General features: G+C 53.4%; 16 protein-coding genes. 14 read left to right on the top strand and 2 right to left on the bottom strand.

All coding sequences use genetic code 11. The annotated features are described in order from the left end of the window. The first annotated feature begins 256 nt into the window (after positions 1 to 256). From ACTRXD_RS17720 to ACTRXD_RS17710, 3 genes are read left to right on the top strand one after another with little or no spacing between them, the layout of a single operon-like run. Positions 257 to 2,047, top strand: a complete 1,791-nt coding sequence (locus ACTRXD_RS17720; protein ID WP_442433439.1) for a DUF1538 domain-containing protein — start codon at positions 257 to 259, stop codon at positions 2,045 to 2,047. Further along, the gene (locus ACTRXD_RS17715; protein ID WP_442433107.1) at positions 2,044 to 2,424 is read left to right on the top strand and encodes a P-II family nitrogen regulator; all 381 of its coding nucleotides are present in this window, start codon (positions 2,044 to 2,046) and stop codon (positions 2,422 to 2,424) included. The genes ACTRXD_RS17720 and ACTRXD_RS17715 overlap by 4 nt, the downstream gene beginning before the upstream one ends. After that, a complete protein-coding gene (locus tag ACTRXD_RS17710) occupies positions 2,421 to 2,795 on the top strand; it encodes a hypothetical protein (RefSeq protein WP_442433106.1) in 375 nt (124 codons plus the stop codon). Before ACTRXD_RS17715 ends, ACTRXD_RS17710 begins: the two co-directional genes overlap by 4 nt. A 732-nt stretch (positions 2,796 to 3,527) precedes the next feature. Here the strand turns inward: ACTRXD_RS17710 and ACTRXD_RS17705 are convergent. Then, a complete protein-coding gene (locus ACTRXD_RS17705) occupies positions 3,528 to 4,118 on the bottom strand; it encodes a histidine phosphatase family protein (RefSeq protein ID WP_442433105.1) in 591 nt (196 codons plus the stop codon). A gap of 351 nt (positions 4,119 to 4,469) precedes the next feature. Between ACTRXD_RS17705 and ACTRXD_RS17700 the strand changes: the two genes are divergently transcribed. Together ACTRXD_RS17700 and ACTRXD_RS17695 are read left to right on the top strand one after the other, a co-directional pair. Then, positions 4,470 to 5,537, top strand: a complete 1,068-nt coding sequence (locus tag ACTRXD_RS17700; protein WP_442433104.1) for a class I fructose-bisphosphate aldolase — start codon at positions 4,470 to 4,472, stop codon at positions 5,535 to 5,537. A gap of 139 nt (positions 5,538 to 5,676) precedes the next feature. Beyond that, entirely contained in the window at positions 5,677 to 6,435 is a 759-nt protein-coding gene (locus ACTRXD_RS17695) for an HAD family hydrolase (protein WP_442433103.1), read from the top strand. Here ACTRXD_RS17695 and ACTRXD_RS17690 read toward each other — a convergent pair. After that, entirely contained in the window at positions 6,432 to 6,554 is a 123-nt protein-coding gene (locus ACTRXD_RS17690) for a hypothetical protein (RefSeq protein WP_442433102.1), read from the bottom strand. The genes ACTRXD_RS17695 and ACTRXD_RS17690 overlap by 4 nt on opposite strands. On the opposite strand from ACTRXD_RS17690, the gene ACTRXD_RS17685 reads away from it, so the two are divergent. From ACTRXD_RS17685 to tkt, 9 genes are all read left to right on the top strand, one after another. Further along, the gene (locus ACTRXD_RS17685) at positions 6,553 to 8,940 is read left to right on the top strand and encodes a glycoside hydrolase family 65 protein (RefSeq protein ID WP_442433101.1); all 2,388 of its coding nucleotides are present in this window, start codon (positions 6,553 to 6,555) and stop codon (positions 8,938 to 8,940) included. The genes ACTRXD_RS17690 and ACTRXD_RS17685 overlap by 2 nt on opposite strands. A gap of 13 nt (positions 8,941 to 8,953) precedes the next feature. Continuing rightward, positions 8,954 to 10,207, top strand: a complete 1,254-nt coding sequence (locus ACTRXD_RS17680) for an acetate/propionate family kinase (protein ID WP_442433100.1) — start codon at positions 8,954 to 8,956, stop codon at positions 10,205 to 10,207. A gap of 173 nt (positions 10,208 to 10,380) precedes the next feature. Next, on the top strand, positions 10,381 to 12,789 hold the full coding sequence (locus ACTRXD_RS17675; protein WP_442433099.1) for a phosphoketolase family protein: 2,409 nt from the start codon (positions 10,381 to 10,383) through the stop codon (positions 12,787 to 12,789). A 238-nt stretch (positions 12,790 to 13,027) separates the two neighbouring features. Continuing rightward, positions 13,028 to 14,446 carry a multiheme c-type cytochrome gene (locus tag ACTRXD_RS17670; RefSeq protein ID WP_442433438.1) on the top strand — a complete coding sequence of 473 codons (1,419 nt, stop codon included), beginning with the start codon at positions 13,028 to 13,030 and terminating at the stop codon, positions 14,444 to 14,446. A gap of 33 nt (positions 14,447 to 14,479) precedes the next feature. Further along, positions 14,480 to 15,094 carry a NapC/NirT family cytochrome c gene (locus ACTRXD_RS17665; RefSeq protein ID WP_442433098.1) on the top strand — a complete coding sequence of 205 codons (615 nt, stop codon included), beginning with the start codon at positions 14,480 to 14,482 and terminating at the stop codon, positions 15,092 to 15,094. 157 nt (positions 15,095 to 15,251) lie between these two features. Continuing rightward, on the top strand, positions 15,252 to 17,363 hold the full coding sequence (gene glgX, locus ACTRXD_RS17660; RefSeq protein WP_442433437.1) for a glycogen debranching protein GlgX: 2,112 nt from the start codon (positions 15,252 to 15,254) through the stop codon (positions 17,361 to 17,363). A gap of 113 nt (positions 17,364 to 17,476) precedes the next feature. Continuing rightward, positions 17,477 to 19,948, top strand: a complete 2,472-nt coding sequence (locus ACTRXD_RS17655; RefSeq protein ID WP_442433097.1) for a glycogen/starch/alpha-glucan phosphorylase — start codon at positions 17,477 to 17,479, stop codon at positions 19,946 to 19,948. Positions 19,949 to 20,096: 148 nt separating this feature from the next. Further along, positions 20,097 to 20,906 carry a polyphosphate kinase 2 gene (ppk2, locus tag ACTRXD_RS17650; protein WP_442433096.1) on the top strand — a complete coding sequence of 270 codons (810 nt, stop codon included), beginning with the start codon at positions 20,097 to 20,099 and terminating at the stop codon, positions 20,904 to 20,906. A 24-nt stretch (positions 20,907 to 20,930) separates the two neighbouring features. Beyond that, positions 20,931 to 23,003: a transketolase gene (tkt, locus tag ACTRXD_RS17645; RefSeq protein WP_442433436.1), complete on the top strand. Its 2,073-nt coding sequence runs from the start codon at positions 20,931 to 20,933 to the stop codon at positions 23,001 to 23,003. Positions 23,004 to 23,097: the final 94 nt, after the last annotated feature.

Raw genomic sequence — 23,097 nt, 5'->3', positions numbered from 1 at the left:
GAGCGTACTTCCAGTACGTGAGCACGGAAAAATGGCGAGAACGCCGCTGGCGGCTTTTTTCAACAGCCCCTGAGTACTTCAAATACCGTTCGTGCCGAGCTTGTCGAAGCATGGGCGGTGTTTCATCAGAGCAACTGTCGTTTTTAGGATCATAAAATAAAAGGGAAAATTTTCTCTTTTGACTTTTGTCCTTTCCTGGAAAGAATCTGAACGGTATACTGCCGGAAACCTTCTAGATTGACCCCAATAGAGAATGATGACTGATTCCTATCGATTCGGAGATTATCAACGTGCACTCGGGCATGGAGATGCTGAATTCAGTTTCAATGTCCTGAATCCTAAATTGGAATGGGATTCGCGCGGGCATCTGATACCCTACCAACCGCCCCGAATTGACCTGACGCCTAGGGAAATCTTCAAACTCCTACGCCCCTATGTCTCAGTTCGATTCATGGAACAGGTCAAATCGGTCATCCCCCTGGGGTTATACCTGGCATTGTTCCAGATCTTAATTTTGCGCCAACTGGTCCAGGACTCCTGGATGATCATGAGTGGCCTGTTTGCCGTCATTGTTGGACTGATGTTTTTTATGGAAGGTCTGAAGCTGGGACTGATGCCCTTTGGCACTATCATCGGCAAGCGCTTACCCGAGAAATCACCATTACCATTGGTTTTAGTCATCACCCTTCTTCTTGGAATTGGGGTCACCTTTGCCGAGCCGGCTATCGGGGCATTGAAAGTTGCCGGCCAGAATGTCGTGGTTGAGAAGGCCGCCTATCTGTATGCCCTGCTGAATGACTGGTCTGAAACCCTTGTGCTGGTGATCGGGTTCAGTGTGGGCTTAGCAGCCGTCATCGGCACCTTAAGGTTCTTGTATGGCTGGAGTCTCAAACCGTTTATCTACGGTTCCCTGGCTCCTGTCCTTGTCTTGACGCTCTATGGAGCCTCTGATTCGGATCTGACTAATGTACTAGGGTTGGCCTGGGATGCCGGCGCCGTGACAACAGGACCGGTCACCGTGCCCTTGGTCCTGGCATTGGGTATCGGAATTGCGACGGCAGCAGGGAAGGGAGATTCAGGATTATCCGGTTTCGGAATTGTAACCATGGCCTCCCTTTTCCCTGTCATTGGCGTGCTTATCCTGGCTTTCTACATTGCATCCACGGTGACACCCGCTGAAATTATTGCGGCCGCCAACCACATGTCCGGAACTGTTCAAGCCGTGGCGCCCCCCTGGTATGAACGCAGTCCTGGCGAGGAGATAGTGTTGGGGGTCCGCGCAATCCTCCCACTGGTTCTGTTTCTCTTCGTGGTCCTCAGGCTCATACTCAATGATTCGCTCCCCAATAAGGGCGAGATTCTGTATGGGATTGGCCTGACGATTATCGGCATGTGCGTCTTTAACTTGGGACTGACCTACGGACTTTCACAATTAGGAGGAACCGTGGGTAGCTTGGTTCCTGCTGCATTCATGTCTCTCTCGGGCGTGCCAATATCACCTATTTATGTCTATTCGGTAGGGTTGATTCTTTCACTGGCCTTTGCCTGGGGACTTGGCTTTGGTGCGACAGTGGCCGAACCGGCCCTCAACGCGCTCGGCACAACGGCCGAAAATCTCACCAACGGGGTATTTAAGAAAAAAACGCTGATTATGGCCGTCTCACTTGGTGTTGGCGTCGGGATTGCCACGGGTTTAGCCAAACTGATTTTTGATTTACCGTTAGTCTGGTTGATCCTGGTCGGGTACCTCTTGGCTTTTGTGCTCACCATTTTTTCCAGTGAAGCCTTCGTCAATGTGGCCTGGGATAGTGCCGGTGTGACCACGGGTCCCATCACGGTCCCGCTCGTCTTAGCCATGGGGTTGGGATTTGGTAATGCCACTCATGCTGTGGAGGGGTTTGGCATTCTTTCCATGGCCTCCATCGGCCCTATTCTGACTGTATTGATGACCGGTCTTTGGGCAGACTACCAAGCCAAGGCACAAGCTCGTGCGGCCCTTGAAGCGAGAACCGTTTCACAGATACAGGAGGTTCAAGGCATTGTATGAGTACGAACATGACCTATCTTACGGACGTCGCCATGATTACATGCGTGGTGCAATCAGGGGATGCCGACCTGATTGTCAAAGCCGCGCGGGATGCCGGGGCAAGGGGAGTATTAGTCCACCAGAGCAGAGGAGTAGGTATTCGCGAACGTTTGGGAATACTGGGAATTGCCGTGGATGCCTCAAAGGATGTCATCAGTGTCCTGGTCTCTTCCGAGCAAACCGATATCGTGGCCAGCAACATTTTTAAGGCCGGCCAGCTTGATGCTCCTGCCAGAGGTTTCTTATACATCACGCCCCTGGAAAAGGTCGCAACCTATATTCCAGAGACGGTGAAGGAACAATTACGGAAAAAAGGTTCAGTGCAGGAAAGATCATGAGCCTCGGACAAGACTCCGACCACCTGATACCTCTTGAACCCAGTCAGATTATTACCTGCGTTCTGCCCGATGACGGCACGGACAGAGTCTTGCTCAAGACGTTGCGCGAGGAAAAGGGCATCATTCGCGCGGAGAGTGTTTCATGTCGAGGCATTGCTGCCCTTCGGGAAGCAATCACGAAAAAGGGAGGGTTACCCGAGTCAATTTTAGTGAGGATGGTAAATATCGTGGTTTCAGTGACAGAAGCCGAGACACTACTCTCCTACATATACGAAAAAGCTTGTATCGGCCGTCCTGGTGGAGGCCTATTACTCTTGAGTAAGCCTGTCGTCTCGACTCCTTACTCTATTCCCAAAGATCTCCCGCACTAAACAGTCAAAGAGCGTCTACGCTTACCACGGAAAAAGGAGACCTCCCTCGTTTTCATTCAAGGGAGTGTTGAATAATAATAATTTCCAAGGGTATATTGACCCAATGGCAGGTTGCAAATTAGAGGCCCCGGGTCGGTTCAAAAAAGCATGCCCTGAGCCTTTCGAAGGGTTCGTCCAGTCCTGTCCTGAGGCCCCTCGAAGGAAAGGCCGCAGTCATTTTTGCGCGCAGAGCGTACTTCCAGTACGTGAGCACGGGAAAATGGCGAGAACGCCGCTGGCGGCTTTTTTCAACAGCCCCATTCAAACAAAATGGAAAACATCGGGACTCAACGGGGTCCCTGATAATCCAGCCTCGTGGACGTGAAGAGTGCGGACAGCGAGGAGGAGGAATAAGTCAGGGAGAGAGATCCTTCCAACAAAACATTTCTTCCCAGTGTCGCCGGGAACCTCCTCTCAAGCGCTTCCCGATAGACGTCGGTTTTGGTAAACCGGAATAATTTTTAGGCGATAGCGCCACAGACTTCCCCTCAAAAAACAAGCCGATCCAAAATTTGTTTTGAGAGTGTGAGCTCCGCCCAATATGTTCCGCCGCCCCGCCAGCGCGACCCAACCTCTCCTCTGTTTTAATTCCGTTAAGTGAACGTCTACCATCTCATGAAAGTCGGGAGACCAGGCCATCACATGGTAATCTTGAGAAAAACTTTAAGGCGGGAGGCAGTGTAGCCAAATGCCTCATTCGGCGGAAATAAGTGGAGCATTCCATATCTTCAGGGCAGGAATTTCCCGGTAATAACTCAGAACATTCAATGTGCCGGTCTGAAGGAGAAAATGGCGCCCTCCGCTCGCAGGAAGGCCGAGCCATCGGGCGACCAGCACTCGGAAAATATGACCATGTGCAAAAAGTGCGACATTACCCTTTGCGGTTTTAGCCCTGGCAATGGCACGGTCGGCCCGAGCTCCGACCTCTTCAGGGGTTTCTCCACCAGGACAACCATCGGTAAAAATCATCCAACCGGGTCTCTTGTCGTGAATCTGCTTGGGAGTGAGGCCTTCATACTCTCCATAATTCCACTCCACCAGATTAGTGTCCACTTCGGCCTTCCCGCCGAATCCTGCCAATAGACACGTTTCACGGGCCCGCTGCAGAGGACTGGTCAGAACCAGATCAAATGTGTGTTTGGCAAACAAGGGTTTGAGAAGCCTGGCCAGATTTCGCCCGTTTTCGGTGAGAGGCAAATCTGTGGTTCCGGTGTGTTGGCCACTCAGACTCCATTCCGTCTCTCCGTGACGAATAACGTAAACTTCTTGCGGTTTGTTAGACATAGAGGTTCCAAAGAAATTTCTAAGAACAGACCAAACTGTACCTCTTTAGCGTCCCACACTGTCAACACGCAGTCCCTGACACAGCCCGGTTGGTTCAAGGCGGATGAGTTCCATCATTACAGGAAATGACACTGGCGCATCTTATTTGTTAATTATACGTTAAAATTTCCAACACCAGAGCCTATGCCTATTATTCCCCTTTATTGGCTAGGGAATTTTATGTTTTACTTATTTTTTAGCAAAAAAATTTTATGGATAATTTACTATAAATTTGTTGATACTTTATGTCATTATCATTTCTGATCTGATCCCAATTGAACTCGGCTTGGTAAAAAATTTGAGGGGAACACCATGAGACACGGCAGTCTCGAAGCGACAACGAAGGCCCTGGTAGCTGAAGGGAAAGGTATTCTGGCGGCCGATGAAACCGTCGGAACCATCACGAAACGATTTGAGTCCCTGAAGATCAGTTCAACGGAAGACAGCCGCCGAACCTACCGGGAAATGCTGATCACCGCCCCGGGAGTTTCGGAGTTTATCAGCGGCGTGATCTTGTACGACGAAACCATTCGACAAAAAGACTCCCAGGGAACCCCTCTGCCGGAGATTTGCACCAGACTGGGAATCATCCCGGGGATCAAGGTGGATACAGGGGCGAAGAATCTTGCAGGATCGCCCGGCGAAAAAGTAACGGAGGGATTAGACGGGCTTCGGGACAGGTTGAGTGACTATTACAAAATGGGTGCCCGGTTTGCCAAATGGAGAGCGGTCATTCGGATTTCCGAGGGATTACCAAGCCAAACCTGCCTGGTGGTCAATGCTCACGCGCTGGGACGCTACGCGGCTCTCTGTCAGGAGCAGGGGCTAGTCCCGATTGTCGAACCCGAGGTGCTGATGGACGGTCCCCATACCATCGAATGCTGCGGGGAGGTCACTGGGCAAGTACTCCATGCGGTCTTCAACGCCCTTTATGACCAGAGAATCTTACTGGAAGGTATGCTTCTGAAACCCAACATGGTCATTTCAGGGAAGGAGTGTTCAAAGCAGGCCTCGGTTCAGGAGGTGGCTCAAGCTACGCTACAATGTCTCGCCCGCCATGTACCGGCCGCTGTTCCCGGGATCGTGTTCTTATCAGGCGGTCAGCATGACCGCCTTGCCACCGCACATTTGAATGCCATTAATCAACTTCCCTCAACGAAGCCCTGGAAAATCAGCTTTTCCTATGGCCGGGCTCTACAGGATCCTGCGCTGGAGGCCTGGCATGGGAAGGCCGAAAACCTCAAGGCTGGTCAACAGGCTCTTTATCATAGAGCCAAATGTAACAGTGCGGCGAACTTCGGGAAATACGCAGAAGAGATGGAAGCGGATTCATCACGGAAAACTGCACCGGCACACCGTGCAGACTGGCATGATGACTAAACCGCATGTGGACGAATCTTTTTTACCGCAAGAGATTTGGAGGTAAGCATCGCATGTCCGTTTTGAAATACTGTGCTGGCGAGTATGAGGAAAATTTGGCACCTCAAACAACAAAGCTCAGCCGGGAAGAAGACCAACCATGAGTGGAGGGAAAGCGCCCAATCCCATAACCCGGGACAAATTTGATGCCGTGCTGTTTGATCTTGATGGAGTTCTGACTGCGACCGCCAAGGTGCACGCGATCTGTTGGAAAAAAATGTTCGACGAATACCTGCTGAATCGGGCATCCCGGTCCGGTGAACCATTTCAACCGTTCGAGATCGCCACGGATTATCGTCTCTATGTCGATGGAAAACCCCGCTTTGACGGTGTTCGGGATTTTCTCCGGTCAAGGGGCATAGAACTACCTGAAGGGACTCCGGCTGATTCACCACAAATCGAGACCGTATGCGGCCTTGGAAATCACAAGAACGAAATGATTAACGCGGTCATTGAGTCTAATGGTGTTGAGGTCTACGAAGGAAGTATCGCATTGGTTCGACGAATCCGCAAAGAAGGAATCGAAGTCGCCGTCGTGACCTCAAGTCAGAATTGCGATGTCGTACTCAAGGCTGCCGGAATTGGAAGCTTATTTAATGTGAAAGTCGATGGAAACGTCATCCACAACGAGAATCTCTCTGGAAAGCCGGCTCCGGATGCCTTCCTTGCCGCAGCCAAAAAATTGGGAGTGGACCCGAAACGCTCGGTGGTGGTGGAAGACGCCATTTCCGGGGTTCAAGCCGGCCGGGATGGAGGATTCGGGCTGGTGATCGGAGTGGCACGAAAAGGAGATTCCGAAGAACTCAGGCAACATGGCGCTGATATCGTGGTCAAAGATCTTGGAGAATTACTTGACTAAACTCCCGAAAATATTTCTTTCACGTTTTTGGACAGGCAGTCAGCTTGAGTCGCCATCTTTCCTGCTGGCATGCCGAGGTCTTTGGGTGTCGTCTGTTGAATGGAAGGTTGAAAACTCATGATACACCATGAGCGCGTGAAACCACCTCCTCATATTTATCCTCCCGATGAATGGAACCTGATTGAAAAACAATTCCATCCCCCTTTCCTGGAAATGACCGAATCAATTTTTGCGATAGGAAACGGATATTTTGGCATGCGAGGATGCGTGGAAGAGGGCGTGCCTGCCGTTCAGAACGGGACCTTTGTCAATGGTTTTTACGAATCATGGCCGATCGTATACGGCGAAGAGGCGTATGGCTTTGCCCGAACCGGTCAGACCATCGTCAATGTGACAAACAGCAACAAAATCAAACTTTATGTTGACGACGAGCCTTTGTATTTACCCAACGCCAATCTGCTGAACTATGACCGCCGCCTGAACATGAAATCCGCCACACTGGACCGGGAGATTTTGTGGGAGACCCCGTCCGGGAAACAGGTGCGCATCAAATCCAGACGCCTGGTGTCATTCTCCCACCGCCACCTGGCGGCCATCTCCTATGAAGTGACGGTGTTGAATGCTGAGGCGCCGATCGTGCTGTCCTCTGAAATGCTCTACCTCCATGACCATCAGAAGGGAAACAGTGACCCTCGACAGGCAAAGGGTTTTCTCGACCGGACTTTACATCCCAGGAAGCAAATTGCCAAAGATCATCGCATTATTCTGTGTCACAGCACCAAGAACAGCAACATGACACTGGCATGCGGCATGGATCACGATCTGGCGACCGACTGTGCGTACACCATGCAGGACAAGTGTTACGAGGACTTCGGGGCCATCGTTTTCTCGGTCGAGGCAAAACCGGGCATCCCCGTCCGCCTGTTCAAGTACATGACCTATCATACGACACACACCGCATCTCCCGAAGGACTGTGTGCCAGAGCCGAACGGACTTTGGATCGAGCCCTCGGCCAGGGACTCGCTCGCATCCTCGACGACCAGGAACAATTCATGGCTGATTTTTGGTCAAGGAGCGATATCCAGGTCAGCAATCTCGATCCAAAACGGACCAAGCGTTCCAATATAGAAATCCAGCAAGCCATACGATTCAATCTGTTTCATGTCCTTCAGGCGTCAGGCAGAGCAGATACCACCGGTGTACCCGCCAAGGGTTTGACGGGCCAGGCCTATGAAGGTCAATATTTTTGGGATACGGAAATCTATCTGCTGCCCTTCCTGACCTACACCTCCCCACGCATCGCCAAAAATCTTCTGCTGTTTCGTTATCGCATGCTGGACAAGGCCAGAAAATGGGCACGGGAGCTGAGTCAGAAAGGCGCCATGTTTCCGTGGAGAACCATCAACGGAGAAGAAGCCTCGGCCTATTATGCCGCAGGGACTGCTCAATACCACATCAATGCGGACATCATGTATGCCCTAAAAAAATACGTCCAGGCAACGGGTGACGAGGAATTTTTGAATGACTATGGGGCGGAAATGTTGATCGAAACGGCCCGCTTATGGAGCGACCTCGGATTTTTCTCCGAGGACCTGAAGGGAAAGTTTTGCATTCATGGGGTGACCGGCCCTGATGAATACAACACCGTCGTCAATAATAATACCTATACGAATCTCATGGCGAGGGAAAATCTCCTTTATGCCGCGTCCACGATCGAGTCCCTGAGAGAAAAGAACCCCGATACGTTCGCCGCCCTGACCAGTAAAACGGGGATAGAAATGGAGGAAGTCAAGGATTGGCGGAGGGCTGCGGAAAACATGTACATCCCCTACGATGAAGAGCGGGGAATTCACCCGCAGGATGATGCCTTTTTACAAAAAGAGCGGTGGGATCTGCAGAATACTCCACCGGAAAGTTTCCCTCTTCTTTTGTATTATCACCCCTTGGTCATCTATCGGTATCAGGTTATTAAACAGGCGGACATTATTTTAGCCATGTTTCTGTTCGGACAGTCGTTCTCCCTCGAGCAAAAGAAGCGCAACTTTGATTATTATGACCCCCTGACCACGGGAGACTCCTCTCTCTCATCCTGCATTCAAAGTATAGTGGCCTCAGAAATCGGATACCCGGATTTGGCAACCGAATATGCACGGGCAGCCTTGCTCATGGACCTGGCAGATATCGGAGGAAATGTGAAAGACGGATGTCACATCGCCTCCATGGGCGGCACCTGGATGGTGATGGTCTATGGCCTGGCGGGGATGCGGGACTTCGACGGTATCCTGACGTTCAGGCCTCGACGCCTCCCTGCCCAGCCGGCAAGGATCCGTTTTCCGCTGACTTACCGCGGCCAAATCCTTGATATCGATATGGGGCCCGAAGGCGCCCGATATGCTTTGCGGGAGGGCGACGGGTTGATGATCCGCCACGAAGACGAGGAGCTACACCTTTCGCCCGAAGTTCCAATTGTCACTCGCCCGATCGTGACCTGGCCATCAATTTGATTCGAAGGGGACCATGCGAATTCTCGTGCTGAACAGCGGAAGTTCGTCCGTCAAATTTCGTGTGCTCGATGTTGATCCTCAAGCGTCACCTCGCGAAATTCGACCGGATCGGGCACTGATAAAAGGAGCTGTGAAGGGCATCGGCAACACGGCGAGTTTTGAATGTGGGGTCGAAGAAAAACCCTTTACGAAAATCACCAGGGTGATTGCTAACCACCATCAAGCCATTCGCTGGCTGTTTGAGCAACTCGAACAACTCGACAGCGCGAATCATCATCCCGCCTCCCTCGCCGGGGTGGAAGCCGTCGGCCACCGGGTGGTCCATGGAGGAGAACGATTTTCTCAATCGGTCGTGATTTCGGACGAAGTGATGAGCGAGATTGATACACTTGGGGAATTAGCGCCCTTGCACAACCCGGCCTGCCTGGAAGGGATTCGGGGAGTCAGGGCCATTCTGGGCCCACAGGTCCCAATGGTGGCGGTGTTCGACACAGCCTTTCATGCCACCATGCCCTCTCATGCCAAAATGTACGCGCTGCCCCATGCGTTAGCCAATCGCCATCACATTCGTCGCTATGGTTTCCACGGCATCGCACATGCCTCTTTAGCTGGAAGTTATTTTGAAAAAACCAGAAGACCGTCTGAACCATCCCGACTCATCACCGTGCAACTCGGGAATGGATGTTCAATATCCGCAATTAAAAATGGGCAATCCGTGGAGACCTCCATGGGATTCACACCGCTGGAAGGGCTGGTCATGGGCACGCGATGCGGTGATCTGGATCCTTCCATTGTGAGCTATCTCTGTCAACAGGAAAAAGTGGAACCGACCGAAGTGGAACGCTGGCTGAATGAACAGTCCGGCCTTCTGGGACTTTCCGGAAGAACGAATGATATGAGGGAACTCCTGCAGGCGGCCGACCGCGAAGGGCATGAACCATCGCAAATGGCCATTGATGTGTTTTGCTATCGTGTAAAAAAATATATCGGTGCCTATCTTGCGGTTCTGGGCGGTGCGGACGCCCTCATTTTCGGGGGTGGAATCGGCGAGGCGGCTCCCGTTATTCGACGCAGAATTTGTGAAGGTATGGAGTGGTGCGGATTACGGTTGGATCCTAGCCTCAATAGCAAAGCCGTCAGGCTTCAGCCGGGAGATGTCACCAGGATCAGTAAAGATGAACAACCGTTAGAAGTGTATGTCGGGGCTGCGGATGAAGAAACCTGGATTGCCCGTGAGACGGTACGTTGTCTCGAAGGGACCCGGTAGGTCCCGATGAATCCGTTTGTACCTCGCCCAACTTCCCCTTATAAAGGCGAGGAATGTGTCGGCGTAGGGCCTCACATATTGTCCCAGAAATTTCCCCACACTAAACCCGGAAGAACCGCATTTACCTTGAGTCGGTGTTCAAGCTGAATGATGCCACATTAAAGGAGGACAGCATGTCGAATACGTTATCAAAAAAAGAACTGGACTTGATCGATGCCTATTGGCGGGCCGCCAATTATTTGTCGGTTGGACAAATCTATTTGTATGACAACCCGTTATTGAAAAAGACGTTGACCAAAGAGCACATCAAACCGAGGCTTCTCGGCCACTGGGGGACAACGCCGGGATTGAATTTCATCTATGCCCATCTGAATCGAGCGATCAAGGCACGAGACCTCAACATGATCTACATTATCGGTCCGGGCCATGGCGGTCCAGGCATCGTCGCCAATGCCTACATGGAAGGCACCTACTCGGAAGTCTATCCGAACATCCCACAGGACGAAGAAGGCATGAAGCGGCTGTTCAAGCAGTTCTCGTTCCCTGGAGGCATTCCCAGCCACGTGGCGCCCGAGACCCCCGGCTCAATTCACGAAGGCGGCGAATTGGGGTATGCCGTCTCTCATGCCTACGGGGCTGCCTATGACAATCCCGACCTGGTCGTCGCCTGCGTTGTCGGCGACGGCGAGGCTGAAACCGGAGCGCTGGCGACCTCCTGGCACTCCAACAAGTTCCTCAACCCGGCAAACGACGGAGCCGTGCTGCCGATCCTGCACCTGAACGGGTACAAAATCGCCAACCCTTGCGTGCTGGCACGTATCAGCCACGAAGAATTGGACCAGCTCTTCCGTGGTTACGGCTATACGCCCCATTTTGTCGAGGGCAGTGATCCGAACAAGATGCATCAGCTCATGGCGGCGACCATCGACAGCTGCATGGAAGAAATCCACAGCATCCAGACCCAGGCGCGGACGAAGGGCGTAAAGGAGCGACCGCGCTGGCCGATGATCATCCTTCGTTCGCCCAAGGGGTGGACCTGCCCAAAGGAAATCGACGGCAAACGGACCGAGGATTACTGGCGCAGCCACCAGGTGCCGATGGGGGAAATGCATGAAAAGCCCGGGCACGTGAAACTTCTTGAAAAGTGGATGAAAAGTTATAACCCGGGGGAGCTATTCGATAAACATGGACGGCTGAAGCCCGAACTCGCTGATCTGCCCCCGAAGGGCGCGCGCCGCATGAGCGCCAATCCGCACGCCAACGGCGGTCTCCTCCTCCGGGACCTGCGTTTGCCGGATTTCCGCGACTATGCCGTCAAGGTGACAACACCGGGGGCTATGACAGCCGAATCGACACGCCTCATGGGAAAGTTCCTGGCCGACACGATGAAGCTGAACATGGAAAGCCGCAATTTCCGTCTGTTCAGTCCGGACGAGAACAACTCAAACCGTTGGCAGGATGCCATGGAGGTGACCAATCGCACGTGGATGGCCGATCGCTATCCGTACGATGACCATTTGGCCCCTGACGGCCGCGTGATGGAAATGCTCAGTGAGCACCAGTGCCAGGGGTGGCTGGAAGGGTATCTCTTGAGCGGACGGCATGGGTTTTTTTCCTGCTACGAGGCATTCATCCATATTATCGATTCCATGTTCAACCAGCATGCCAAGTGGCTGAAAGTCTGCAACGAAATTCCTTGGCGGCGGCCGATCGCCTCCCTCAATTATCTGTTGTCCTCCCACGTCTGGCGGCAGGATCATAACGGATTCAGCCATCAGGACCCCGGCTTTATCGACCACGTGGTGAACAAGAAAGCAGATGTTGTGCGCGTGTATCTGCCGCCGGACGGCAACACCCTACTCTCGGTCACCGATCACTGTTTGCGTAGCCGGAATTATGTGAACGTCATCGTCGCAGGCAAGCAGCCTGCTCCCCAATGGTTGACGATGGACCAGGCGATCAAACACTGTACGGCGGGCATCGGAATCTGGGAGTGGGCCAGCAACGATAAAGGGGGAGACCCCGATGTCGTCATGGCCTGTTGCGGAGATGTGCCGACACTGGAGACGTTGGCCGCCGTAGACCTCCTTCGCACCCATGTGCCGGAATTAAAGGTTCGCGTCATCAACGTCGTCAATTTGATGAAACTGCAGCCACAGAGTGAACATTCGCACGGCCTGTCCGATCAGGACTTCGATGCGTTGTTCACCAAGGACAAGCCGATTATCTTTGCGTTTCACGGCTACCCATGGCTTATTCACCGGCTGACCTACAGGCGGACGAACCACAAAAATCTGCACGTGCGCGGCTACAAGGAAGAAGGCACAACGAGCACGCCGTTCGACATGGTAGTCATGAACGACCTCGACCGGTTTCACCTCGTCGGTGACGTGATCGATCGGCTGCCGCAACTCGGGTCCCGCGCCGCCTATGCCAAGCAGGCGATTCGCGACAAGCTGTTGGAGCACAAAACATACATCTCGAAGTACGGCGAAGATATGCTCGAGATCACTAATTGGCAATGGGGGCAGCGCGGAACAACGGCGCGAAGGAGGAGTTCCACCGAAGCCGATAATGTATGAGTGATGAAAAAAATACGTTTCTCAAGTACAGTGGCAGGAACTTGGGATCCCCTCAAGGTGAAGGGCACATCAACCCCGGAGAATAACCCATCACCGCCAACCCAACGCTCTGTGAGGAAAACGCATGAAGACCATCAAAAATGATTCCTGGCTAGGAAATTCTCTTCGGACGTCGTTTAGTGTGATCCTGATTCTCCTGATCGGAAGTTCGACCATGGTGTTGTTAGACGGGGGCACCATGCTGGTTCGCGAAGCCGGTGAGGCCAATGCGGCGAGACCCGACGGCACCCATGGCAAGGATTGGGGAAATCCCGACGGTGAGGAATGCGTGCAATGTCATCGGAAACATACACCGGGGTTGTACCAGGAATGGAATCAAAGTATGCACGGGCAACGAGGGGTGAATTGCCTTGATTGTCACAAAGCGGATGGGAAAGACAAGGACGGGTTCAGGCACAAGGGTCAATTGATCTCTCTCATTGTGACGCCCAAGGATTGCGCGCGCTGTCATAACACAGAATTCCAAGAGATGGATGGGTCGCATCATTCGAAAGCCGGCGATATTCTCGCATCGTTCGATAATCTTTTGGGCGAGGTCGTTGGCGGCCCGGAGGCTGTGAATGCCGGATGTAAACAATGTCACGGCTCAACCATTGAAATTGGTGAAGATGGAAAACCTCTCCCCACCACTTGGCCTAACACCGGAATTGGACGTATTAATCCCGATGGGTCTAGGGGTTCCTGTACCGCCTGCCATGGTCGGCACCGCTTCTCCAAAGCGCAGGCACGAACCCCGGATACCTGCGGAAAATGTCATGTCGGTCCGGATCATCCTCAGATCGAGGTCTATAACGAATCCAAGCATGGCATCATCTATCACGCCAAAACGACTGAAATGAATCTCGAATCGGACAAATGGGAAGCCGGCGTGGATTATTCGGCCGCCCCCACCTGCGCTTCATGCCATATGAGCGCCGGAGGGGGAGAAAAGCCCACCCATAATGTGGGCGAACGGATCTCCTGGACCTTGCGGCCTCCTATTTCCGTCAAAAACAATCTGGTGAAACTTCAAGATGGCAGTGAGTTTGATGTGCCGGAAGGTCAACCATTGCCCAAGGTCGGAGACAAGGCCAAGGAGTCAAAGGTGGTTGAGGTGCTGACGTGGAAAGAACGTCGTCTCAAAATGCAAAATGTGTGCACAGCCTGTCACACCGATTCGGTGATATTGGGACATTACAACCAGTTTGATAAGGTAGTGGACCTCTATAACGATAAATTTGCTAGGCCCATTGCGGCCATCATGGGTGACCTCCAGAAAGCCGGTACCATCAGTCAGGCTCCCTTCGACGAGAAGATCGAATGGATTTGGTGGGAAATCTGGCATCACGAAGGTCGTCGAGCGCGGCATGGCGCCTCCATGAGTGGTCCCGATTACACCTGGTGGCATGGGATGTATGAAGTGGCCAAGCACACCTATTTCGAATTCATTCCCGAACTTAAAAAGGTCGCAGGAGAAAAAGAAGCGAACCTGTTACTCGAAAAGCATTTCAAACCGATCCCTGGCCATGCCTGGTACTTTGAAGGGATGAACCCTGCCCAACTTGACGCCGTTCGAAAAGGATTTGAATCCCGTTACGGAAAAGGGTCATTGAAGTAAGCACGAGTCAGAATATAGGGTTGACATCATTCAATGCTCACAAGACTTTGGAAATGGTTTTGGAGCCCCACCAGCAAATATTCCTGGGGAGCGATTTTCGTCGTGGGCGGAATAGCCGGGATTATTTTCTGGGGGGGCTTCAACACCGCCATGGAGCAGTCCAATACGCTCCCCTTTTGTGCCAATGCCTGCCATGAAATGACGGATTTCGTCCTGCCGGAATATCAGCAATCCATTCACTACACCAACGCCCAAGGTGTCCGGGCCATTTGCGCCGACTGCCATGTGCCCAAAGCATGGGGTCCAAAGGTCGTTCGGAAGATTAAGGCCACATGGGAATTATGGGGTAAAATCACCGGCTCCATTAATACGCGAGAAAAATTTGAGGCCAAGCGTGAACAGATGGCCTTAAAAGTTTGGCTGGAAATGAAAGAAAACGATTCCCAAGAATGCCGTAATTGCCATTCCTATGAGGCCATGGACTGGCACGCCCAGTCACTTGTGGCCCAACGGGACATGCAGAGAGCCATGAAGGAGGGGAAGACCTGCATTGATTGCCACAAAGGCATAGGCCATACACTCCCCGATGGCTACGAATCAGATACCCCGGTATACGAAGAAGACTTAGCCAATTTAACAAAAAGCTGAGCACCAGCCCTTGAGAGCCACGTGGACCAGGAGATAATAATAGGGCCACTGTGCCTCAAGACCATTCGCAGGATTAAAATGGTGCGTGACTATCTCTGGCAGAGGGTCGAAGCGCATGGCTAAGGGCAAAAAATTTGGGGCCAAAAGTGAAGTAAATATGCAAGCTGGAACAAGCATTCCCGGAAAAAGTTTTCCCCTCGGGGCGACCGTTTCCCCTGAAGGTGTCAACTTCTGTGTGTTTTCGAAAAACAGTACTCTCGTGGAATTGCTGTTGTTCCATCACGCGGATGATACGAAGCCGGTTACCGTTATTTCCCTCAACTCCTGGAAAAACCGGACGTACCACTACTGGCACGTCTTCGTCCCTGGGATTCGACCTGGCCAGATTTACGGCTATCGTGCGTACGGGCCGTTTGAACCGCAACGAGGGATGCGATTTGACCCTGAAAAGATTCTGCTCGATCCCTATGGCAGGAGCGTGGCGGTTCCAACGCAATACAGCCGCCTCACCGCATCCAAGCCGGGAGACAATTGCGCGACAGCCATGAAGAGTGTGGTCGTTGATGTGAACGCGTACGATTGGGAGGGCGACGCCCCGCTCAAAACGCCGTCCACCCGAACCATCGTGTACGAAATGCACGTGCGCGGGTTTACCCGCCACCCCAGTTCGGGCGTCGGTGAGAAAACCCGAGGCACCTATGCCGGTCTGATCGAAAAAATTCCGTATCTTCAGGAACTCGGCATTACCGCGGTCGAACTCCTGCCCGTGTTTCATTTCGACAACCAGGATTGTCCTCCGGGCCGAGTCAACTATTGGGGTTATGCACCAATATCCTTCTTCGCCCCGCATCCGCAGTATAGTTCACGTCAGAATCCGCTCGAAGTGGTTGACGAATTCCGCGACATGGTCAAAGCCCTGCATCGAGCAGGCATTGAAGTCATTCTTGATGTGGTCTACAACCACACTGCCGAAGGCAATGAGGATGGACCCGCGCTCTGTTATCGCGGCCTCGAAAATAGTGTCTATTACATCCTGGAGGAGGACCGGAGCCGGTACAGTAATTATACCGGGACGGGCAACACATTAAATGCCAATCAACCGATTGTCCGTCGTCTCATTATGGACAGTCTCCGATATTGGGTGGATGAGATGCACGTGGACGGCTTTCGATTCGACCTCGCGTCGATTCTCTCCCGCGACGAAGCCGGTCGGCCGCTACAGAATCCTCCCATTCTCTGGGACATTGATTCCGACCCCTTCCTGGCCGGGACGAAACTCATTGCGGAAGCTTGGGATGCAGCCGGACTCTACCAGGTCGGTTCGTTTATCGGAGACAGCTGGAAAGAATGGAATGGACGGTTTCGTGACGATATCCGGGATTTCTTCCGTGGCGAGGAAGGGTCGTCGGCACGTTTCGCCGATCGCTTGATCGGCAGTCCGGAGATCTATGGTCATAAAGAACGGGAACCGGAGCAGAGCATCAATTTTGTGACCTGTCATGACGGCTTTACACTCAACGATCTCGTCTCCTACAACGACAAGCACAACGAAGCCAACGGCGAAAACAACCGCGACGGGGCCAATGACAACAAAAGCTGGAACTGCGGGGTTGAAGGGCCGACAGATGATCAGGCCGTGGAACGGCTACGGAACCGGCAGGTCAAGAATTTTTTGGCCGTGACGCTGCTTTCCGTGGGAGTGCCCATGATCCTGATGGGCGATGAGGTACGACGCACGCAGAATGGCAACAACAACACCTATTGTTCGGACAACGAAACGAATTGGTTCGATTGGACGCTGCTCGCGAAGCATGCGGATGTCCATCGGTTCGTGACACTACTCAATGCACGTCGGCTGTTGCGGGACGTTGAACGAGAGCAGCAACGGATGAGTCTGAACCAGTTGATCCAACAGGCCAATAAGGCGTGGCACGGCGTCAAACTCAACCAACCGGACTGGAGCCCACATTCACACATCCTTGCGTTTACCGTTGAACTTCCCAAAGCCAAACTCCTCGTCCACTTTATTCTGAACGCCTTTTGGGAGCCCCTTGAGTTCGAACTACCTCCGGTTCCCAACGGAGACGGGGGCATCTGGCACCGATGGATCGATACGGCATTTGATTCGCCGCAGGACATCGTCCCGTGGGAAATCTCACCCGCGATTCCCGATCAGACGTACCACGCTCAGGAACGCTCAGTAGTGGTGGCGTTCGCGCGCATTGACGCCGGGGAACACCGGCATCCCCAGCGTGAGAAAGTGGGATAGAACACCGCTGATCCAGACACAGAATCAAAGTCTTGAGGCCGGAAGACCCTTGAGCAATTCCGCTGCTCGGGTTGCCGACAATTTGAATTTGTTAAACCTTTTGGGGAGGCAGTATGAAAGACCGTCGCAAGGAGATTCTGGAACAATACGGGTGCGGACCGATCAAATTTTCCGGCACGAACGATGCACTCTATGAACGCCATCTCATCTTCGATCATGTCATTGATCCCAAGAAGGCCGAATTGCGAGACCAGTTTGAGGCAGTGACACGCTCGGTCCGCGACGTCATTTCCCAACGATGGCTCAAGACCGAAACAACTTACGAGAAAAAAAATCCTAAGCGGGTGTATTACCTGTCGATGGAGTTCCTGCTCGGCCGATCGCTGGCCAACAACCTCACCAACGGGCTGCTGGGGCCGTTGGCTCTTGAGGCCGCGAAAAAACGTGGCCTTGATCCCCTCGCCCTAGCCGAGATGGAGCCGGATGCCGGGTTGGGAAACGGAGGGCTCGGTCGATTGGCGGCTTGTTTCATCGATTCGATGGCGACCATGCAGATCCCCGGTATGGGCTATGGACTCCGTTACGAATACGGAATGTTTAAGCAAACGGTAATGGATGGGTGGCAATGCGAACAACCGGATAATTGGTTGCGGCGTCCGGACCCATGGGAAGTGACACGGCTCGAGGATGCGGTGGAAGTGAAATTGAACTGTTCGTTCGAGCAACGTGAGGGGGACGTACGCCTAGTCCCCGGACAGCCGTCCAGCCTTATTGGTATCCCATTCGACCGTCCGGTCATCGGATATGGTGGCAAGACCATCAATACACTCAGACTTTGGGCTGCCGCCGTCCCGGACTTTTTCGACTTTCAGCGGTTCAGCAGCGGAGATTTCACGTCCGCCTTGGCGGGCACCCTGGCGGCCGAGTCGATAACCCGTGTGTTGTATCCGGATGATTCCACCGTCCGGGGCCAGGGGTTGCGATTCCTGCAGGAATATTTCCTCGTTGCCTGTTCCCTGGCTGATCTCGTGCGGCGCTTCCGGCATGGCAATACCGACTGGAATGACCTTCCCGGCAAAGTCGCCATCCAGATGAACGACACGCATCCGACGATGGCTGTTCCCGAGCTGATGCGGATTCTACTGGACGACGCGCATCTCAGTTGGGACCAGGCTTGGGACCTGACGCAACGATCGCTCGCCTATACGAACCATACCCTGCTGCCCGAAGCATTGGAAAAATGGCCGCTCGCATGGTTCGAAACGATGTTGCCACGTCATCTGGAAATAATCCTTGAAATCAACCACCGGCACCTTGCCCAAGCGCGCATCCGTTTCGGCGGTGACGAACGCCGTCTCGCCAGCGTGAGTCTCATCGAGGAAAGCCCGACGCGTAAAGTCCGTATGGCCAACCTGGCCATTGTCGGGACCCATAGCACGAACGGCGTGGCGGCCATTCACTCCGAATTGCTCCGCACAAGGACAGTCAAAAATCTGGCCGAGCTGTATCCCGAACGGTTCAACAATAAGACCAACGGGGTGACTCCAAGACGCTGGTTGCTCCTGGCGAACCCTGCGCTCTCCAACGCCATTACCGAAGCCATCGGAGACGGGTGGATTACTGATCTCAGCCAATTGAGTAAGCTCAAAAAACTGGCCGCCGACAAGAGCTTTCGCGTGGCCGTCCGAAACGCCAAACGCGAGGCGAAGTTACAGTTTGCCCAATGGCTCAAGACGACATCCGGGCAGACGGTCGATCCGGACACGATCTTCGATTGCCAGGTCAAACGCATCCATGAATACAAGCGGCAACTGCTCAACGCACTGCGCATCGTCGTGCTCTACAATCGGTTGCGGGAGAATCCGAATCTGAAGATGCCCCCACGGACATTTTTCTTTGCCGGCAAGGCGGCGCCGGCATACCACTTGGCTAAAATCATCATCAAGTTCATCAATAATCTGGCCGGCACCATCGACGGGGATCCCCTCGTTCGGGGGAAACTCAAGGTCGTCTTCCTACCCGAATATTGCGTCTCCCTTGCGGAGCGGCTCATTCCAGCCTCAGATGTTTCCAATCAGATTTCGACCGCCGGCTACGAAGCCAGCGGCACGAGCAATATGAAGTTCATGATGAACGGTGCGTTAACGTTAGGCACACGCGATGGCGCCACCATCGAAATGGCAGAAGAGGCGGGTGAAGAGAATTTTTTCCTCTTCGGCCTCACGGCGGACCAGGTTGCCGGCAACAAGGGCTGGTATAGTCCGGGCTGGCATTATGACAACGAAGCGGAAACTCGCGCCGCGCTGGACCTGATCTTCACCGGCTACTTCAGCCGGTATGAACCGGGGGTTTTTGAACCGCTGCGGCACATCTTGCTGACCGGCGGGGACCACTACATGCACCTGGCAGACCTTGCATCCTATCTTGAGGCTGACCGGCAACTCTGCGACCTGTACGCTGACCCGGATGGATGGACACGCAAGGCCATTATGAACATCGCCGGCTCGGGAAAATTTTCCAGCGACCGTACCATCGCTGAATACGCGGCGGACATCTGGAATGTCAAAGCATGTCCGGTACGGTAATCGTGGGCTTCGCGATCGGCTCCCGGTTCCAAAGGCGGAACCACGTGGCTATCGTGCGGTCTCAGAGGGGCCGGATGGGCCTGTGAATCATGGAAAATTCATTTAAGAACGTTTTGGGTGTTCGCACAACTAAGGGAGGGTAACAAGCATGCCTAAGAAACAGACCGATCATTCCGAAGCGAAGCTCAAACGCAAGGAATACGAGAAGGAACTGCGTCGGCTTCAGGCCGAGCTCTGCGCACTCCAGGACTGGGTCAAAGACAAGGGCTTGAAAATCATGGTCGTGTTCGAGGGCCGCGACGGAGCCGGGAAGGGCGGCACGATTCGCGCCATAACTGAACGCGTAAGTCCCAGGGTGTTCCGCGTCCAAGCGCTCCCCGCCCCTTCCGACCGCGAAAAAACTCAGATGTACATCCAGCGTTACATGCAACATTTCCCGGCGGCCGGTGAGATCGTTATTTGGGACCGCAGTTGGTACAACCGGGCCGGGGTCGAGCACGTCATGGGCTTCTGCACCAGGGAACAATACGAAGGGTTCCTCGAACATGCCGCAGTAGTTGAAGGTTATATCACGAGAGCCGGAATCATCCTGATCAAATATTGGCTCGAAGTGAGCCACGAGGAGCAGAAACGGCGTTTCCAGGCTCGTGTCGAAGATCCATTGCGTCAATGGAAGCTCAGCCCGATGGACTTGCCGTCCCTTGAAAAATGGTATGAATACTCCCGCGCGCGCGACAGAATGCTGGACGCTACCGACTCAAAACATGCCCCCTGGCACATCGTGCGGTCGGACAATAAGAAGCGGGCACGCCTCAACTGCATCAGTCATCTGCTCAGTCTGATCCCCTACAAAAAATTGAAGCGCCCAAAAATAAAGTTACCCGCTCGTTCAGACAAATACAAGTACGATGATCAGACGACCATGGAGAAAAGATCGTTCATCCCGGAAAAATATTGAAAGACCTTGTGGAGCACCGTCATGATGCCGTGCAAACAACTCGATCAACTCTGCATCAACACCATCCGCACCTTGTCCATGGATGCAGTCCAAACGGCGAACTCAGGACATCCCGGCACACCGATGGCTCTGGCTCCGGTGGCATACTGTTTATGGAACCGCTTCCTGCGGTTTGATCCCGACGACCCGATTTGGGGAAACCGGGATCGCTTCGTCCTGTCCATCGGCCATGCTTCCATGTTGTTGTACTCTCTGCTGCATCTCTGTGAAGTCAAAGCCGTCAATGCGAAATATGAACGGCTGGGCCATCTCTCGGTGACGCTGGACGACATCAAGCGGTTTCGCCAATTGGAGAGTAAATGCCCCGGCCACCCGGAATACCGGTGGACCTCCGGCGTGGAAATGACGACAGGTCCATTAGGACAAGGGGTGGCCACCAGCGTGGGGATGGCCATGGCCGAACGTTGGCTGGCGGCTCACTTTAACCGTGACGGGTTTCCCCTCTTCGATTACCACGTCTATGCGCTCTGTGGGGACGGAGACATGATGGAGGGAATTTCACATGAAGCCGCCTCCCTTGCCGGACATCTTCGACTCTCCAATTTGTGTTGGATCTATGACAACAACAATATCACGATAGAGGGCCACACCGAATTAGCCACCAGCGACGATGTTGCCACGAGGTTCATCGGTTACGGATGGAACGTGACACGGGTCGGCGATGCGAACGATTTTGATAGGCTGACTCGTGCCTTCAACACCTTCCTTGCCACTCCGGACCGGCCGACGTTGATTATCGTCGACAGCCACATTGCGTATGGGGCTCCCAACAAACAGGATACCAGTGCCGCCCATGGTGAACCGCTTGGTGAAGAGGAAATCCGATTGACGAAACAACGGTATGACTGGCCTGACGAGGCCAAATTCCTGGTCCCCGACGGAGTGCTGGACCATTTCCGAAAGGGCATTGGGAAACGCGGGCGATCACTTCGCGAAAACTGGTTTTCCCTGTTTCAAGCCTATAAACAAGCCTACCCTGATCTGGCCGATCATCTGTACAGAATGCAGCATCGCCAACTTCCCGATGGGTGGGATGAGGGCTTGCCGTCCTTCCCGGCAGATGCCAAGGGATTAGCGACCCGGGATTCGTCCGGAAAAACGCTTAATCGCATTGCACAAAACGTTCCGTGGCTCATCGGGGGATCCGCCGATCTTGGCCCATCCGCCAAAACACGCTTGACGTTTGACCAAGCCGGAGATTTTCTGTCTGCAACCTATCAAGGACGAAATCTGCACTTCGGCATTCGCGAGCATGTAATGGGCGCCGTGGTGAATGGGTTGTCTCTCTCAAAGATTCGTGCATTCGGATCGACCTTCCTGGTCTTCTGCGATTACGCTCGCCCGCCCATGAGGTTGTCGGCCATCATGGAAATTCCCGTCATTTATATCTTTACGCACGATTCCATCGGTGTAGGTGAGGACGGCCCCACACACCAACCAATCGATCAGATCGCCTCCCTTCGAGCCATCCCCGGGTTAATCACCATTCGTCCCGCCGATGCCAATGAGGTCGTGGAGGCCTGGCGCATTATCATGCAATTCCGCCATGAGCCGATCGCGCTCGTACTGACGCGACAGGCGATTCCCACACTTGACAGAACAAAGTATGCACCAGCATCCGGTGTGGCCCAAGGTGCTTACGTTCTGGCTGACGGGAGTAGACAACCGGACGTCATCCTCATCGCCACAGGGAGTGAAGTAGCGCTATGCGTGGAGGCATATGAGCGGCTCAAGGCCGATGGCATTCAGGCCCGCGTGGTGAGTATGCCCTCATGGGAGATTTTTGAATATTACTGCCGGAAGCATTCGGACCATCGTGAAACGGTGCTCCCCTCCCGTGTGACCGCACGGGTGGCCGTGGAGCAAGCGTCCACACTCGGCTGGGAGCGATATGTGGGAACAAGCGGGCGTATCATCGGCATGGAGACCTTTGGAGCCTCGGCTCCCCTCAAGGAACTCACAAAAAAATTTGGGTTTACCGTGGAAAATATAGTGGATACGGCCAAGGAGCAGATACGGAACAAAGAGACGAGATAGGCGGTTATTGTCATTGAGAGGGAAAAGTCTGACTGTTATTTTTATGATTTCTAAACTGCACAGCCAAGTGTTTTCATTCATATGGTGCAATGTA

The organism is Nitrospira sp. T9, from assembly GCF_052156535.1.
GTDB lineage: Bacteria > Nitrospirota > Nitrospiria > Nitrospirales > UBA8639 > Nitrospira_E.
Note: the sequence above shows the minus strand (reverse complement) of the source record. Positions and strands in the feature narration are given on the sequence as shown.